At 50.7% G+C, this 15,641-nt stretch carries 18 protein-coding genes; all 18 read left to right on the forward strand.

Going from position 1 to position 15,641, the window contains the following annotated elements; all coding sequences use genetic code 11:
- The first annotated feature begins 8 nt into the window (after positions 1–8).
- Positions 9–281, forward strand: a complete 273-nt coding sequence (gene fliQ, locus EVJ28_RS01170; protein ID WP_035385907.1) for a flagellar biosynthesis protein FliQ — start codon at positions 9–11, stop codon at positions 279–281.
- Positions 278–1,048, forward strand: a complete 771-nt coding sequence (fliR, locus tag EVJ28_RS01175) for a flagellar biosynthetic protein FliR (protein WP_131456187.1) — start codon at positions 278–280, stop codon at positions 1,046–1,048. The genes fliQ and fliR overlap by 4 nt, the downstream gene beginning before the upstream one ends.
- Positions 1,045–2,136 (forward strand): flagellar biosynthesis protein FlhB, encoded by a 1,092-nt coding sequence (gene flhB / locus EVJ28_RS01180; protein ID WP_071399611.1) that lies wholly within the window; start codon positions 1,045–1,047, stop codon positions 2,134–2,136. Before fliR ends, flhB begins: the two co-directional genes overlap by 4 nt.
- 13 nt (positions 2,137–2,149) lie before the next feature.
- A complete protein-coding gene (gene flhA, locus EVJ28_RS01185; RefSeq protein ID WP_255417540.1) occupies positions 2,150–4,168 on the forward strand; it encodes a flagellar biosynthesis protein FlhA in 2,019 nt (672 codons plus the stop codon).
- Position 4,169: 1 nt separating this feature from the next.
- Entirely contained in the window at positions 4,170–5,240 is a 1,071-nt protein-coding gene (locus EVJ28_RS01190) for a flagellar biosynthesis protein FlhF (RefSeq protein ID WP_131487832.1), read from the forward strand.
- Positions 5,219–6,058 carry a MinD/ParA family protein gene (locus EVJ28_RS01195; RefSeq protein ID WP_070327481.1) on the forward strand — a complete coding sequence of 280 codons (840 nt, stop codon included), beginning with the start codon at positions 5,219–5,221 and terminating at the stop codon, positions 6,056–6,058. The genes EVJ28_RS01190 and EVJ28_RS01195 overlap by 22 nt, the downstream gene beginning before the upstream one ends.
- Before the next feature lie 19 nt (positions 6,059–6,077).
- Positions 6,078–8,060 (forward strand): chemotaxis protein CheA, encoded by a 1,983-nt coding sequence (locus EVJ28_RS01200; protein WP_131456183.1) that lies wholly within the window; start codon positions 6,078–6,080, stop codon positions 8,058–8,060.
- A 12-nt stretch (positions 8,061–8,072) separates the two neighbouring features.
- Positions 8,073–8,504, forward strand: coding sequence for a chemotaxis protein CheW (locus EVJ28_RS01205; RefSeq protein WP_070327479.1), 432 nt, complete (start codon positions 8,073–8,075; stop codon positions 8,502–8,504).
- Positions 8,494–9,093, forward strand: a complete 600-nt coding sequence (locus tag EVJ28_RS01210; protein ID WP_070327478.1) for a chemotaxis protein CheC — start codon at positions 8,494–8,496, stop codon at positions 9,091–9,093. Before EVJ28_RS01205 ends, EVJ28_RS01210 begins: the two co-directional genes overlap by 11 nt.
- On the forward strand, positions 9,086–9,571 hold the full coding sequence (locus tag EVJ28_RS01215) for a chemotaxis protein CheD (protein WP_131467767.1): 486 nt from the start codon (positions 9,086–9,088) through the stop codon (positions 9,569–9,571). Before EVJ28_RS01210 ends, EVJ28_RS01215 begins: the two co-directional genes overlap by 8 nt.
- Positions 9,572–9,584: 13 nt before the next feature.
- Positions 9,585–10,355, forward strand: coding sequence for a FliA/WhiG family RNA polymerase sigma factor (locus tag EVJ28_RS01220; protein ID WP_131456180.1), 771 nt, complete (start codon positions 9,585–9,587; stop codon positions 10,353–10,355).
- Positions 10,356–10,367: 12 nt separating this feature from the next.
- Entirely contained in the window at positions 10,368–10,727 is a 360-nt protein-coding gene (locus EVJ28_RS01225; protein WP_131487834.1) for a hypothetical protein, read from the forward strand.
- 152 nt (positions 10,728–10,879) lie between these two features.
- Entirely contained in the window at positions 10,880–11,620 is a 741-nt protein-coding gene (gene rpsB / locus EVJ28_RS01230) for a 30S ribosomal protein S2 (RefSeq protein ID WP_021067146.1), read from the forward strand.
- 120 nt (positions 11,621–11,740) lie between these two features.
- On the forward strand, positions 11,741–12,622 hold the full coding sequence (gene tsf / locus EVJ28_RS01235) for a translation elongation factor Ts (RefSeq protein ID WP_131456176.1): 882 nt from the start codon (positions 11,741–11,743) through the stop codon (positions 12,620–12,622).
- A 109-nt stretch (positions 12,623–12,731) separates the two neighbouring features.
- Positions 12,732–13,457, forward strand: coding sequence for a UMP kinase (gene pyrH, locus EVJ28_RS01240; RefSeq protein WP_071399619.1), 726 nt, complete (start codon positions 12,732–12,734; stop codon positions 13,455–13,457).
- Positions 13,454–14,014, forward strand: a complete 561-nt coding sequence (gene frr / locus EVJ28_RS01245; protein WP_035385902.1) for a ribosome recycling factor — start codon at positions 13,454–13,456, stop codon at positions 14,012–14,014. Before pyrH ends, frr begins: the two co-directional genes overlap by 4 nt.
- Before the next feature lie 83 nt (positions 14,015–14,097).
- Positions 14,098–14,835 (forward strand): undecaprenyl pyrophosphate synthase, encoded by a 738-nt coding sequence (locus tag EVJ28_RS01250; protein ID WP_070327473.1) that lies wholly within the window; start codon positions 14,098–14,100, stop codon positions 14,833–14,835.
- Between the two features lies 1 nt (position 14,836).
- On the forward strand, positions 14,837–15,634 hold the full coding sequence (locus EVJ28_RS01255; RefSeq protein WP_070327472.1) for a phosphatidate cytidylyltransferase: 798 nt from the start codon (positions 14,837–14,839) through the stop codon (positions 15,632–15,634).
- Positions 15,635–15,641: the final 7 nt, after the last annotated feature.

A 15,641-nucleotide genomic window follows, 5' to 3' on the forward strand; every position in this document is an offset into this window, starting at 1 on the left:
GAACGATTATGACGCATGAAATGGTCATCTATTTGGCGACAGAGAGTGTATGGACGTTATTAAAGATTGCGATGCCACTTCTTTTGATCGCCCTCGTCGTCGGACTCGTCATCTCGATTTTACAGGCGACGACTCAAATTCAAGAACAAACATTATCGTTCGTTCCAAAGCTAGTCGCGGTCTTTATCGGGCTCGTCGTTTTCGCCCCGTGGATGCTGCAACAGATGGAAGGATTTACGCGGATGATCTTTGAACTGATGGTCGAGGTCGCCTCGAAATGAATGCGGTCGATTTCATTAGTTTATATGGATTGACGTTTGCTCGTCTGTCCGGATTTTTCGTAAGTGTGCCTTTATTTTCTTCAAAGCAGCTTCCGGTCATGCACCGTGTCGCGTTTAGCGCCTTTTTAGCTTATTATGCGATGTTCACGGTAACGGAGCCGCTTGAACTCGGACAAGCATTCATCGTTCAAGTGCTGTACGAAGTGCTGATTGGACTTCTGCTCGGCATTTTGATCAACATCTTATTTTTTGCCCCACAGATTGCCGGGGGAATCATCGATTTGCAGCTCGGTCTGGCGATGGCGTCAGCGTATGACCCGATGTTTGGCGGACAGTCGCCGTTGATCGGACGATTTTATTACATCTTTACGCTGTTCATCATGCTATCAAGTAATTTGCACTTACTGTTGATCGACGGTATCTATTACAGCTTTCAAATTTATCCGCCTGGTCAGCCGATGATCAACTTTAGCGAAGCATCGCTCATGATGGCCGTGAAGGTCGTCACGATGACGATGATGGTCGCGTTGCAACTCGCGTTCCCACTCATGGCATCGTTGCTTCTCGTCGACTTGGCGCTAGGCTTCTTAGCAAAATCGGCCCCGCAGTTCAACATTTTTGCCATCGGGTTCTCGTTCAAATTGATCGCCGGGTTTTCCGTGATGGTCATGATGATGGGGTTGACGTTGAATGGGATCAGCCAATTCATCCCGGTGTTGCAAGAAATATTACGTGATTTTATGACGTTGTTAGGAGACGCTCAATGAAGCCTCTATACTCTTTATCGGTCGATCTTCAGTTTTTTGCAGGAGAAAAAACGGAAAAAGCAACACCTCGAAAACGAGAAGACTCGCGTAAAAAAGGACAAGTTGCGAAATCAGCCGATCTGACCGGAGCGTTCGCCTTGTTCGCGATGTTCCTCATGTTATCTTTTCTCGGACCTTATGTCGGTCAGCAGTTGTTTGGCCTGACGAAAGAGCTGCTCGGTCCAACGTATTTGCTGTACGACTTATCAGAAGGCATGTCCGGGATGATGATTGATTTGGTCATTCGCGCCGGGATCATTTTAGCACCGTTCTTGATCGTTGCGGTCGTGTTCGGTATTTTAATCAACTATTTCCAAATCGGTTCACTGTTCTCAACAGAGGCGATTCAACCAAAGTTAGAGCGGATTGACCCGCTCAAAGGGGTCAAGCGCATCATCAGCATGAAAGCAGTCGTCGAATTTTTAAAGTCCTTATTCAAATTATTGATTATCCTGACGACTGCGGTCGCTATACTTTGGCAAAACCAAAAAGAATTGTCACGCATGGCCGTCGAACATGTTCGTGAATCGGTCGTCGCACTCGCTGCAATCACGATCGAACTCGGGCTTTGGGTCAGCGTCGCGTTGCTCGCGCTCGCACTGCTCGACTTCTTTTATCAACGGTTCGACTTTGAAAAGTCGATCCGCATGTCGAAACAAGACATTAAAGACGAGTATAAGAACAGTGAAGGCGACCCGCTCATCAAGTCGAAAATCAAACAACAACAACGGGAGATGGCGATGCGGCGCATGATGCAAGAGATTCCGAACGCGGACGTCGTCATCACTAACCCGACCCATTTCGCTGTCGTCATCCGTTATGACGATACGAAAGACTTTGCGCCGCTCGTCGTCGCCAAAGGGGTCGACCAAGTCGCTTTCAATATTCGTGACGTCGCAAAAGAGCACGATATCCCGATCGTGGAAAATAAACCACTGGCCCGTGCGCTCTATGCGCAGCTAGACATCGGAGAAGTCGTCGACGAGTCGTTTTATCAGGCGATCGCCGAAGTGCTGGCGTTCGTCTATCAACTGAAACAACCGTCTTGAGGAGGAGTATGCGTTGGCTGTAAAAGCTAAAGATTTCGCAGTATTGATTGGCGTTCTTATGATCGTCGTCATGCTGGTCATCCCGTTACCGGGGTTCTTACTAGATTTTCTTATCATTATAAATATATTGATCGCCCTCATGATTTTACTCGTGGCGATGAACGCCCGGGAAGCGCTTGATTTCTCTGTCTTTCCGTCCCTCTTGCTGATCATCACGCTGTTCCGGCTAGGGTTGAACGTGTCAACGACCCGTTCGATCCTCTCGACCGGATATGGTGGGGAAGTCATTGCGACGTTCGGGAACTTCGTCATCGGCGGAAACGTTCTCGTCGGATTTGTCGTATTCCTCATTCTCGTCATCATCCAATTCGTCGTCATCACGAAAGGTGCCGAACGGGTATCTGAAGTCTCGGCTCGATTCACACTCGACGCGATGCCGGGGAAACAAATGGCAATCGATGCCGATTTGAACTCCGGGTTGATCGATGACAAAGACGCCCAAATCCGTCGTAAAAAGATTCAAAGCGAGGCTGATTTTTATGGTTCGATGGACGGGGCCTCGAAATTCGTAAAAGGTGACGCCATTGCCGGAATCATTATCGTCGTCATCAACTTGATTTTCGGTATCATCATCGGCGTTGTCCAAATGGGATTACCTGTCGGTGAGTCGTTTACGACGTTCTCGCTTATGACAATCGGGGATGGGCTCGTCAGTCAGATTCCGGCCCTCCTCATTTCGACGGCGACCGGGATCATCGTCACCCGTGCCGTCTCGGACGGCAATCTCGGGGAAGACGTGGTCGACCAGCTCGGTCAAAATCCGACGTTGCTCTATATCGCGGGCACGGTCATCTTCTTGCTCGGTTTCGTGTCACCAAGTTTACTTCCGGTGACGACGCTCATCGCGGGTGCGACATTCTTCGGGGCGTACTCGATGCGCCGCAGCCTGAAGCAAGCGATTGCTGAACCGCTACCGGATGAGGAACCAGCGGCACCGACCGAGACCGTCGTCTCGCTCCTGCAAATCGATGCGATCGAGTTCGAGTTCGGCTACGGGCTGATCCCACTCGCGGATGAATCGCAAGGCGGCGATCTGCTCGACCGTGTCGTCATGATCCGCCGTCAACTCGCACTCGAACTCGGGTTCATCTTACCGACGGTCCGGATTCGTGACCACCTGCAACTGTCACCGAACGCTTACCGGATCAAAGTGAAAGGCAATGTTGTTGCAGAAGGTGAGTTATTACTCGATCACTACTTGGCGATGAGTCCTGGAATTGAAGACCCTGAAGTGTACGGGATCGAAACGACGGAACCGGCTTTCGGATTGCCCGCTCTCTGGATCGATGAAGAGACGCGGACGCGGGCTGAGATGAGCGGTTACACCGTCGTCGACCCACCTTCAGTCGTCGCCACGCATTTAACGGAGACGCTCAAGAAACATGCGTCCGACTTACTCGGACGGGAAGAGACGAAACAGCTCGTCGAGCATTTGAAAGAGACACATCCGGTGCTCGTCGAAGATGTGACCCCATCCGTGCTCTCAATCGGAGATATCCAAAAAGTACTTCGTCATCTATTGAAAGAGCACGTCTCGATTCGCAACTTGCCGCTCCTGTTTGAGACGATGGCCGATTATGGGAAAGTGACGAAAGACGCTGATATATTAGGCGAATACTGTCGTCAAGGACTCGCCCGTCAGTTGACTGACCAAGTCAGCCCGCCGGACGGTCCACTCTACGTTGTCACACTCGGTGGGCAGACCGAGCAACTGATTCAAGACGCTGTCCAAAAAACCGAGTTCGGCAACTATTTGGCGCTCGATCCGGAGCAAGCGCGCGAAATCATCGAGCGCTCTGGCGAACAACTGTCGATGTTTGAACGCTACGGGGCTTCGGCCGTCATTCTTTGCTCGCCGACGATTCGGATATTCGTGAGACAACTGCTCGAACGGTACTATCCTGACGTTCCGGTCCTTGCGTATAACGAATTGCTCAGCTCGCTCGAAGTGAAAAGTATTGGGGTGATTTAATATGCAAATTAAAAAATATACAGGCAAGACGATGTCCGAAGTGATGGCGAAAGTGAAACAAGAGCTCGGCGACGAGGCTGTCATCTTAAATTCTCGCCAAGTCAAGAAAGGATGGTTTGGGTTGTTCGCTTCACAAGAAGTTGAAGTGATTGCCGCACTCGAGAAAGCGCCGCTAACGGTCAAGCCTCGAACCGAGCCGAAACTGCAGCCGAAACAAGCAAAGGCGAAGCCGGTTCCTGCACCTACACCCACTCCACAACTGGTGACGCCTGTTCCTGAAAAGAGGCGTTTGCCGGCGGGGCTGACCCATATCGAGTCGCTCTTAGCGTCTGAGTCGTTCACGAATGAATCGTGGGAAGAGAGAATCAACGAACTGTACTATACGACTAAATCGCTAGAGGTCGTCGAGCAATACGTCTATGACCAGATCCGCAGTTCCTTTTTACCAGTCCCGGATGCGTTGCGCTACATCATGCTCGTCGGTCCGACCGGTGTCGGCAAGACGACGACGCTCGCGAAGCTTGCCGCTCACTATAAGCTCGACCAAGGGATGTCGGTCGGTTTGATTACGACCGACACGTACCGGATCGCAGCGATCGAACAGCTGAAGACATACGCCGAGATTTTAAATATCCCCGTCGAGGTCGCCTATGACTTTGACGACTTTAAACGGGCGAAACAACTGTTTGCAAGAAAAGATATCGTCTTGATCGATACGGCCGGACGCAATTTCCGCGATGAGGCGTACGTCGAACAGTTTCATAACCATCACGACTTCTCGGAGACGAGCTTGTCACTCGTGCTCAGTCTGACGTCGAAGATGAAAGACATGGATTTGATTTACCGACAGTTTGAAAAATTGCCGCTCCGGTCGCTCATCTTCACGAAATCGGATGAGACGAGTGATATCCACGCGATGTATCGGATGGTGCGCGAGAGCGGACTCCCCGTCGCTTGGCTGACAGACGGCCAGGAAGTGCCGGACGATATGGTCGCCGGCGACCCAGGCATCTTGACGCAAAAGATGCTTGAGAAGGAAGGGTGGACACGATGGACCAAGCAAGGCGTTTAAGAGCGAAGACGGATGTCGCGCCAACGACAATCGCGTTCGCGAGCGGAAAAGGCGGCGTCGGCAAGACGAACGTCTGCGTGAATACCGCAATCGGGCTCGTCGAACTCGGAAAGCGTGTCTTGATCGTCGATCTCGACATCGGGATGGCGAACGTGCACATTCTTTTGAATGCGGCGCAGTCTAAAACGATGGTCGATTCTGTGAAAACTCGGACTCCGCTTGCGTCTTCGGTTCAGAAAGACGTGCACGGTGTCGATATATTACATGGGGGAAGTGGACTTGACACATTAGTTCAATTCTCAGAAGCAGACATGCAGTTTTTAATGCGTGAACTTGAAGTGCTGACGACTTATGATTACGTACTGTTTGACATGGGAGCAGGAGCAACGGACACATCGTTACGATTCATTGAAGGATGTGACGAGATGTTTCTCATCCTGACCCCAGAACCGACATCGCTGATGGATGGTTACGCGTACACGAAACTCGTGCATCGTCAAAGTCCGGATTTACCGATCGGGGTCATTGTCAATCGGGCGCAGTCGGGGGAAGAAGCGCTCCAGTGTTACGAACGTATGGAAGTCGCATGCCGACAGTTTTTGAATAAACCGATTCGGTTCCTTGGTTTTTTACCAGATGACGCTTCTGTAAGGAAAGCGGTCATCGCCCAAGTCCCGTTTTACCAATTTGACCGAAAGAGTGATATTAGCTGGCGGCTTGAGCGTATTTTGACAACGCTTACCGGTACACCACCGAAGCCACGGCACTTCATGGATCGGTTGATTGGGAATTTGCGGCAACAGTGGAAGCGAGTCTAACGACAGGGAGGCAATATAGATGGACGTGAACGAATACTTAGGGTTGTTTTTGGATGAGTCGCAAGAGCATATCCAATCGGTCAACACACAGTTGATGAAATTTGAGCAGACGGCTAGCGCTGAAGCGGTTCAAGAGATTTTCCGTTCGGCCCATACGCTCAAAGGGATGTCGGCGACGATGGGGTACGAAAGCGTGGCCAACTTGACACACGAAATGGAGAGCGCCCTTGACCTTGTCCGGTCAGGCAAAAAAGAGAGCAACCAATTGTTGCTTGATACGATGTTTACCGCAATGGAACAAATTGAAGCGATGATTGCCGACATCGAGACGGGTGGAACCGGCACGAACGTCGACGTCAAAGCGACGGTTTCGGCATTCCAGTCGTTTATCGGGAGTAAAGAACAAACGGTCGCTGCGGCGGAAGAATCGTCGGTGTTTACTGTCGACTTGTATGCGGATTCGGTCATCGAACAAGCGAAACAGACCGGTTTTGAGGCGTTCCAACTCCATGTGAAGTTATCGGATGCCGTCGTCTTAAAAGCAGCCCGGGCTTATATGGTGTTTGATCGTCTCCAAGAGCTCGGTGAAGTCGTTCGGACCCATCCGGAGACGGAAGCGATTGAGCAAGAACAGTTCGACTTGTCGTTTGACGTCTTGTTCTTGTCACAAGAGACGGCTGCAGTCATCGAACACGCCGTCTCGCAAGTGTCGGAAGTTGAAACAGTCCACGTCTCGGTATTTACGGGCGTGAGCGAGAGCGAGAGCGAGCCGGAAATTGCTGTGAGTGCAGAAACGGTAGCGGTGCAAGAAATAAAACCGAAAGCGCAAGAAGCAGAAGAACCGAAAGAACAAGCTGTCGCTCAAGCGAAGACGATTCGTGTCAATTTAGAACGGATCGATCGTCTCATGAACTTGTTTGAAGAATTCATCATCGACCGCGGCCGACTCGAACGCCTTGCCGATGAGGTTGGACAGCCTGAACTAAACGAGACGGTCGAGAAAATCAAACGGGGCACGAACGAACTGCAATCACTCGTGTTGACGTTACGGATGATGCCAATCGAGCAAGTGTTCAACCGGTTCCCACGGATGGTCCGCTCGGTCGCGAAAGACATTCATAAAAAAGTTCAACTCGATATCTCAGGAGCTGACACGGAACTCGACCGGACCGTAATCGATGAGATCGGCGATCCGCTCGTCCACTTGATTCGCAACGCGATCGATCATGGCATCGAGCTTCCTGACAAACGCGTCCAAGCCGGCAAACCGCAACAAGGGCGACTCGCCCTCCGTGCTTACCATGGCGGTAACCGTGTCTTCATCGAGATCGAAGATGATGGAGCGGGAATCAATGTCGATAAAGTCCGGTCGAAAGCGCTCGAACGTGGTGTCATCACGACTGAAGAAGCGGCGGCGATGACGGACAACGAGCTCGCGATGCTCATCTTTGCACCGGGCTTCTCAACGGCAGACGTTGTCACAGACTTGTCAGGTCGTGGCGTCGGACTCGACGTCGTCAAAAATAAAATCGAGTCACTCGGTGGTGTGGTCACGCTCGAGACAGTGGTCGGACAAGGGACCAAGTTCCAAGTCAGCCTACCGCTCACGTTATCAATCATCTCGGCGATGCTCGTCCAAGCGGGCGATGAGACGTATGCCATCCCATTGTCATCGATTCTCGAGACGACATTGCTCGATGAAGCCAACATCCTGACGGCCCATCGTGAACGTGTCTTCGATTTCCGCGGACAACTCGTCCCGCTCGTTTATTTAAAAGAAATTTTCGGAATCGATTCGGAAACAAAATCACAGTTCCCGGTCGTCGTCGTGCGTAAAGGAAATAAACTCGTCGGAGTCGTCGTGAACGACTTGATTGGTCAACAAGAGATTGTCATGAAGCCGCTCGGGACGTATCTCGAAGGTATTCCGGCTATTTCGGGGGCAACGATTCTCGGAGATGGACGGGTCGCTCTCATCGTAGACAGCAACGATCTCTTTTAAGGAGGAAGAAAGATGGAACAAAAATGGGTAGTGTTTTCACTCGCATCGAACACGTACGGAATCGATGTCCAATCAGTCCGTTCGATTGAACGGTTACAACCTGTCACCCGGGTGCCGAACGCACCAGCACACGTGAAGGGCGTCATCAACCTCCGTGGTGTGGTCACGCCGGTCATCGACCTCAGGCTTCGCCTCGGTTATGAAGAAATCGCACCGACAGACGAGACACGGATTTTGATCGCTTCTTTGAATCAAGGCGATGCTGGTTTTATCGTCGATCGTGCCAACGAAGTCGTCGAGAGCGATGAAGTCCGGATCGAACCGATTCCGGATTCGAGCCACGAGATGCACTCGGCACACTTGACGGCGATCGCCAAAGGTGAGGACAAGCTGTTCTCGCTTCTCGATGCGAACGCGTTGTTCGAGGACCAACATGCTGAGTGAATTTGAACAAGATTTGTTAAAAGAACTCGGGAATATCGGGTCTGGTCATGCGGCGACCGCGCTCTCGACACTGCTCGCCAAGCCGGTCAACATCACGGTATCGTCTGCCGAAATGGAACCGATCACGTATTTACCGGACCGCGTCGGCGGTCCGGAGCGCCATGTGGCCTCTGTCCTGTTAGAGCTTGGAGGCGAGATCAGTGGCATGATCCTGATCATGTTCCCGGTGGATGATGCGGAGAGTATGGTGGCTTCGCTGATCGGCTCACCGTTCACGTTCCAATCGAACAACGAGCTCGGTCAATCGGCGTGGGAAGAGATCGGTAACATTATGAGCGGGGCCTACGCGCGAGCGTTAGGCGACTGGCTCAATACGCCGATCATGATTCAAGTGCCGGCGACCGCGATTGATATGGCCGGATCGATCGTCGAATTTGTCGTCACGTCCGTTCAACCGGAAGAAGATGCCGCGCTCTATATCGACACGACGTTCATGATTGACGAGAAGGTGAGTGCCGGGCATGTGCTCTTCTTACCGACGCACGGCTCGCTAGATCGGATTCAACGAAGGTTGCTTGGCCATGGCTGAAGTTCTTAAAATCGGGATTGCCGAGTGGAAGCAAACGACAGCACCGAACCGGCTCCGCACGGCGGGACTCGGCTCATGCGTCGGTGTCATCTTGTATGATGCCCGGCTGCAAGTGGCGGCGATGGCGCACGTCATGCTTCCAGATTCGGCGATCGCAAGGAAACACCAGACGATCGAAGTCGGGAAATATGCGGATACGGCAATTGACGCGCTCGTCGAGTCGCTCAAACGGGCCGGGGCAGGACGTCTGCAAGCCAAGATGGCCGGTGGGGCCCAAATGTTTCAATTCAAATATGAGAACGCGGCGATGCGCATCGGGGAACGAAATGCCGAAGCAATCCGCATCGCTTTAAAAGCACATCACATCCCGCTAATCGCTGAGGATTGTGGTGGGCATAACGGACGAACGATTGAATTTGACGTGGCAACATGCGTCTTATCGATTCGGACAGTGAGTATCGGAACAAAAGAACTATAAGGGGGGGATCGACATGACGACTCAGCTTACCCAGTTGTGGGATCGTTGGAATACTGACCGCGATATGGATACGGCAAATGAATTATTATCACATTATGAATTTCTGATCCATTATCACGTGCAACGAATGATCGTGACGCTCCCAAAGAGCGTCGAACGCGACGAATTGAAAAGTTTGGGTTACATGGGATTGTACGATGCCCTCATGAAATATGATCCGGAACATAATAATAAATTCGATACGTATGCGGCGTTTCGGATTCGGGGCGCGATTATCGACGGACTTCGAAAAATCGATTGGCTGCCGCGCTCGGTACGGGAGCGCGTGAAGAAGATTGACCATGTCGCCGAACAACTCGAGCAAAAGCTGCACCGTGCCCCGACGAAAGAAGAATTGGCCGACGCGTGCGCGCTTCCGATCGCTGATATCGAAAAGGCGATGGCGGAAGGGTATTTCGCGAACATGTTGTCGATTGACGAGGCGGTGACGCTCCAAGAAGAAGGGAAAGTCATGTCGGTCACGTATTTTGACCCCGATTCGGAAAAACCGGAAGACACGTTGTTGCAACGCGAGTTAGTCGACGTGCTGACGACCGAGATCGATCAACTGTCTGAAAAAGAACGTCTTGTCGTCTCGCTATTTTATTTTGACGAGTTGACGTTGACGGAGATTGGGGAAGTGTTAGAATTATCGACTTCCCGCATCTCACAGATTCATTCGAAAGCGTTAAAGACACTCAAACAGGCACTAGGCCGCTCGTATCTAGAAGAAAAGACATCGTGAGGAGGTGAAGGGATGACTTTTGTGTTGCTGATCGCGGGGATCGTGATTGCCTATGGTCTGTTGATCGGGTTCCGGCAGATCCAAACATTGAACGAACGCGTCAATCGGCTCGAAAGCGAGAAACGCGAGACAGAGGCGTTGCTCTTGTCATTCATGGAATCGATGAGCGATGTTGTGAAAAACGATGCGGCCGAATCGCCAAAACCGACCTCGACTGAAATCGCCGAGATAGAAACTGAAACGTCTGAAGACGGTGCGGTTAACCCGAGCGTCGAAGAGGTGTTGCTCCGTCATTCAGTCCGTGACACGGCACGTCTCCTCGGAAAAGGGGAAGGCGAAGTGGCGCTTTATGCGAAACTTCGACAAAAGTGAGAGTTGCCGGATTTGAAGACTTATGCTATAGTAATTTTCGGTGTTAAACACATCACACACGTCTCGGGATGGTATTCCTCGGTGCCGAAAGGTCGGAGTACAACGATGAACGAGGCGGAGGACTTTTTTAAACCACAAGGAGGAAATTTATCATGGCAGTAATCTCAATGAAGCAATTGCTCGAAGCTGGTGTACACTTCGGTCACCAGACACGTCGTTGGAACCCAAAAATGGCGAAATACATCTTCACGGAGCGTAACGGAATCTACATCATCGACCTTCAAAAGACGGTTAAAAAAGTAGACGAAGCTTACAACTTCGTTCGTGAACTCGCGGCAGAAGGCGGAAACGTCCTCTTCGTAGGTACGAAAAAACAAGCTCAAGATACAATCAAAGAAGAAGCACTCCGTTCAGGTATGTACTTCATCAATGAGCGTTGGTTGGGTGGAACACTCACAAACTTCTCAACAATCAAAAAGCGTATTAACCGCTTGAAGCAACTTGAGAAAATGGAAGCTGACGGCACGTTCGAAGTACTTCCTAAAAAAGAAGTCATCATCTTGAAAAAAGAAATGACACGTCTTGAGAAGTTCCTCGGCGGAATCAAAGATATGCCAGGCGTTCCTGACGCTCTCTTCATCGTTGACCCACGCAAAGAGCGGATCGCGATTGCAGAAGCTCACAAATTGAACATCCCAATCGTTGCGATTGTCGATACAAACTGTGACCCAGATGAAATCGACTACGTTATCCCAGCGAACGACGATGCAATTCGTGCGGTTAAATTGCTCACTTCTAAGATGGCTGATGCGATCATCGAAGCGAAGCAAGGCGAAGAAGAAGTTGCTGAAGAAGCTGTAGCTCCAGAAGCTGAAGCTACAGAAGCTGAGTAATCAGTTAGACAACAGGTGATAAAGGGAAAGCCTTTTATCACCTTTTTTTAGGACATAGTCTATTCGAAGCCTAGTGCTTTTATTTTAAAAAAATGTAAGTTTTACAAGGAGGAATTTCCGATGGCAGTTACAGCAGCAATGGTAAAAGAACTTCGTGAAAAAACAGGAGCAGGTATGCTCGATTGCAAAAAAGCACTCGTGGAAACAGACGGTGACATGCAAGCGGCAATCGACTTCCTACGTGAAAAAGGGATTGCTAAAGCAGCAGCTAAAGGCGATCGTATCGCAGCTGAAGGCTTGACAGCAGTAGCGGTTGAAGGCAACAAAGCTGCTCTCGTCGAAGTCAACTCAGAGACGGACTTCGTTTCTAAAAACGAGAAGTTCCAAACACTCGTCAGCGACGTGGCGAAAGCAGTTCTCGCTTCAGGCGCGACGACAGTCGAAGCAGCTCACGCTTCTGAATTCGTGGCTGGTAAAACACTCGAAACACACATTCAAGAAGAAGCATCGACAATCGGAGAGAAAATCTCGCTCCGTCGCATCGCTGTTCTTGAAAAAGCGGACGACGCTGTATTCGGCACTTACCTTCACATGGGCGGACGCATCGGTTCGGTCGTCGTCATCGACGGCACGACAGATGAGTCAGTAGCGAAAGACGTAGCGATGCACGTAGCAGCAGCTAACCCACTTTACGCGACACGTGACGAAGTTTCGGCTGAAGAAGCAGAGCGCGAGAAGAAAGTCTTGACTGAACAAGCGATCAACGAAGGCAAACCTGCTAACATCGTCGAGAAGATGATCGCGGGACGCATGAACAAGTACTTCGAAGAAATCTGCCTCGTCGACCAAACGTTCGTCAAAGACGCTGACTTCAAAGTTGGAAAATACGTAGAGTCTAAAGGCGGCCGTATCAACTCGTTCGTACGTTTCGAAGTTGGAGAAGGTATGGAAAAACGCGAAGAAAACTTTGCTGAAGAAGTAATGAACCAACTTAAAAAATAATCTGCGTCATATATGATGATGCAATTAAAATTGGGAACACGTCTGTATAACCTTGAGTTAGTTCGTTAAGGGAGCGTGTTCCCTTTTTTCAAGCATGAGGAGGCAAAGTATGGAACCGAAATATAAGAGAATTGTGTTAAAATTGAGTGGAGAAGCGCTCGCAGGAGATCAAGGATACGGAATCGATCCGGCAATCGTCAACTCGATTTCTGGACAGATTAAAGAGTTAGTCGCCATGGGCGTCGAAGTAGCGGTCGTCGTAGGTGCCGGAAACATCTGGCGCGGAAAGACGGGAAGCGAACTCGGTATGGACCGGGCCAATGCCGATTACATGGGCATGCTCGCAACTGTACTTAACTCGCTTGCACTTCAAGACAGCCTCGAAACACACGGTGTCCAAACCCGCGTCCAAACATCAATCGAAATGCGTCAAGTTGCTGAACCGTATATCCGCCGCCGGGCGATGCGCCACCTTGAAAAAGGCCGGGTCGTCATCTTTGCAGCAGGGACGGGTAACCCATACTTCTCGACAGATACGACAGCAGCGCTCCGGGCAGCCGAGATCGAAGCTGATGTCATCTTAATGGGGAAAAACAACGTCGACGGCGTCTACTCGGCAGACCCGAAACTTGTCCCGGATGCGGTCAAATACGAGTCACTCACATACTTGGACGTTTTAAAAGACGGTCTCCAAGTCATGGACTCGACAGCGACGTCACTATGCATGGACAACCATATTCCGCTGATTGTATTCTCATTGCTTGAAGAAGGAAATATCAAACGTGTCGTTCTCGGGGAACATATCGGGACGGTAGTGGGAGGAATCAATTCATGAGTGCAAACGAAGTTATGAAAACGGCTGAAGAAAAGATGGTTAAAGCCCATACATCATTAAAACGTGATTTTGGGACGCTCCGCACCGGACGCGCCAGTGCATCGATTTTGGACCCGGTCCAAGTCGACTACTACGGTGTGCCAACACCGCTCAACCAAGTAGCGAACATCAACACGCCAGAAGCTCGTCTTTTGTTGATCCAACCTTGGGACAAGTCGCTCGTAACGGAAGTCGAGAAAGCGATTCAAAGAGCGGATCTCGGTCTGTCGCCATCTTCGGACGGGACAGTCATCCGTTTAGCAATCCCTGCCTTGACGGAAGAGCGCCGGAAAGAACTCGTTAAAATCACGAAGAAGTATGCGGAAGAAGCGAAAGTTGCGGTTCGTAACGTTCGTCGTGACGCGAACGAGAACTTGAAGAAGCTTGAAAAAGATGGAGATTTGACAGAAGACGACCTCCGTGGTTACGCGGACGACGTTCAAACGTTAACGGATTCTTACATCAAAAAGATTGATGAGTCTGCAGCGGTCAAAGAAAAAGAGATCATGGAAGTATAATCACGGAAGTGGTATACCAAAAAGCTGTGTGGGGACCCTTTTACTGAAAGGGTCCCTCTTTCATACAATCAGGAGGATAGACTATGTTTAAATGGGTGAATCCTAAAACGAAGACTGAGGCGGAATTGAGCATCCCCGAACATGTCGCCATCATCATGGACGGAAACGGCCGTTGGGCGAAGAAACGCGGGCTCCCGCGCATCATGGGTCACCGGGAAGGGATGAAATCGGTCCGTGAATCAGTCCGGACGGCTCAAGAGCTCGGCATCAAGTCGCTGACGCTTTACGCGTTCTCGACCGAAAACTGGACGCGTCCAGAAGAAGAAGTCAATTTTTTGATGAAGTTGCCGAAGCAATTTTTAGAGACCGACTTAAAAGAACTCGACGAACAAAACGTCAGAGTGCTCGTTGCCGGTGACGTGTCGAAACTGCCGCGCGGAACACGCGAGGCGGTCGAGGAAGCGCGGACGCGTACCGCGACAAACACGGGGTTAGACCTCGTCTTCGCGTTGAACTATGGCGGCCGTGACGAACTCATCCAAGCGATGCGTGACATTGCGCGCGACGTGTCGGCCGGACACATCAATCCAGATGAGATCGACGAGTCGATGATCGGAGAGCGGCTCATGACGAATATGCAAGATGTCGATTTGATCATTCGGACGAGCGGTGAACAACGGTTATCGAACTTCCTGCTCTGGCAAGGGGCGTATGCCGAACTCCACTTCACAGACGTATTGTGGCCCGAGTTCAAACGTGAGCACTTCGTCGAAGCAATCGAAGCGTACAATACACGTACGCGTCGGTTTGGTGGAGTGTAATATGAAAACACGAATTATTACCGGACTTTGGGCCGGCGCCATCTTTGTCAGCTTGATCGCCCTTGGCGGCAGCCCGTTCGTCATCTTGATGGGCGTGCTCGCTTTGATCGGTTTGAGCGAGTTTACGATGATGCGTGAGCATAAGCTGACAGCGTTCCCGTTCCTCGTGACATCGTTGCTCGTAGCGTTCCCGTTCGTCATGATGCTCTTAGAACGGCAGTTGTTGACGAGTGAACTTCCGATTTCGACGAGTCAATGGATGGTGCTCGGGTTAATGCTGCTTCTCTTTTGGACGGTCGTCACGAAAAACCGTTTCACATATGAAGATGCGAGTTTTTATTTCGTCTCGGCTGTTTATCTCGTCATCGGGTTTTCAAGCTTTGCCCTCGTCCGTCTGTCTGAAGACGGGCTGGCGAAAGTATTGCTCGTCTTATTTATCATTTGGGCGACCGATTCGGGTGCGTATTTCACGGGGAAAGCGATCGGCAAGACGAAACTATGGCCCTCGATCAGTCCGAACAAGACGATCGAAGGAGCTGTCGGCGGTATTGTTTCAGCTGTCGTCGTCGGTGTCGTCTATGTCTTGATTGAACCGGTCCTACCGCTCGTCGAAGTGCTCGTCTTAGCGGTTGTCGTTTCTGTCGTCGGCCAGCTCGGTGATTTGGTACAATCAGCGTACAAACGTCAGTTTGGCGTAAAAGATTCTGGACATCTATTACCGGGACATGGTGGCATTTTAGACCGATTTGATAGTATGATCGCGGTATTCACCGTCATTTGGATTTTCAATTTGTTGTAAAAGGAGT

This window comes from Exiguobacterium sp. SH3S3, assembly GCF_004337115.1.
GTDB classification, from domain to species: Bacteria; Bacillota; Bacilli; order Exiguobacteriales; family Exiguobacteriaceae; genus Exiguobacterium; species Exiguobacterium aurantiacum_A.

What these genes read in the sequence shown, in the direction of transcription:
- fliQ (WP_035385907.1), top strand. Translation starts at nt 9, where the DNA reads ATGACGCATGAAATGGTCATCTATTTGGCGACAGAGAGTGTATGGACG.
- fliR (WP_131456187.1), top strand. Translation starts at nt 278, where the DNA reads ATGAATGCGGTCGATTTCATTAGTTTATATGGATTGACGTTTGCTCGT.
- flhB (WP_071399611.1), top strand. Translation starts at nt 1,045, where the DNA reads ATGAAGCCTCTATACTCTTTATCGGTCGATCTTCAGTTTTTTGCAGGA.
- EVJ28_RS01190 (WP_131487832.1), top strand. Translation starts at nt 4,170, where the DNA reads ATGCAAATTAAAAAATATACAGGCAAGACGATGTCCGAAGTGATGGCG.
- EVJ28_RS01195 (WP_070327481.1), top strand. Translation starts at nt 5,219, where the DNA reads ATGGACCAAGCAAGGCGTTTAAGAGCGAAGACGGATGTCGCGCCAACG.
- EVJ28_RS01200 (WP_131456183.1), top strand. Translation starts at nt 6,078, where the DNA reads ATGGACGTGAACGAATACTTAGGGTTGTTTTTGGATGAGTCGCAAGAG.
- EVJ28_RS01205 (WP_070327479.1), top strand. Translation starts at nt 8,073, where the DNA reads ATGGAACAAAAATGGGTAGTGTTTTCACTCGCATCGAACACGTACGGA.
- EVJ28_RS01210 (WP_070327478.1), top strand. Translation starts at nt 8,494, where the DNA reads ATGCTGAGTGAATTTGAACAAGATTTGTTAAAAGAACTCGGGAATATC.
- EVJ28_RS01215 (WP_131467767.1), top strand. Translation starts at nt 9,086, where the DNA reads ATGGCTGAAGTTCTTAAAATCGGGATTGCCGAGTGGAAGCAAACGACA.
- EVJ28_RS01220 (WP_131456180.1), top strand. Translation starts at nt 9,585, where the DNA reads ATGACGACTCAGCTTACCCAGTTGTGGGATCGTTGGAATACTGACCGC.
- EVJ28_RS01225 (WP_131487834.1), top strand. Translation starts at nt 10,368, where the DNA reads ATGACTTTTGTGTTGCTGATCGCGGGGATCGTGATTGCCTATGGTCTG.
- rpsB (WP_021067146.1), top strand. Translation starts at nt 10,880, where the DNA reads ATGGCAGTAATCTCAATGAAGCAATTGCTCGAAGCTGGTGTACACTTC.
- tsf (WP_131456176.1), top strand. Translation starts at nt 11,741, where the DNA reads ATGGCAGTTACAGCAGCAATGGTAAAAGAACTTCGTGAAAAAACAGGA.
- pyrH (WP_071399619.1), top strand. Translation starts at nt 12,732, where the DNA reads ATGGAACCGAAATATAAGAGAATTGTGTTAAAATTGAGTGGAGAAGCG.
- frr (WP_035385902.1), top strand. Translation starts at nt 13,454, where the DNA reads ATGAGTGCAAACGAAGTTATGAAAACGGCTGAAGAAAAGATGGTTAAA.
- EVJ28_RS01250 (WP_070327473.1), top strand. Translation starts at nt 14,098, where the DNA reads ATGTTTAAATGGGTGAATCCTAAAACGAAGACTGAGGCGGAATTGAGC.
- EVJ28_RS01255 (WP_070327472.1), top strand. Translation starts at nt 14,837, where the DNA reads ATGAAAACACGAATTATTACCGGACTTTGGGCCGGCGCCATCTTTGTC.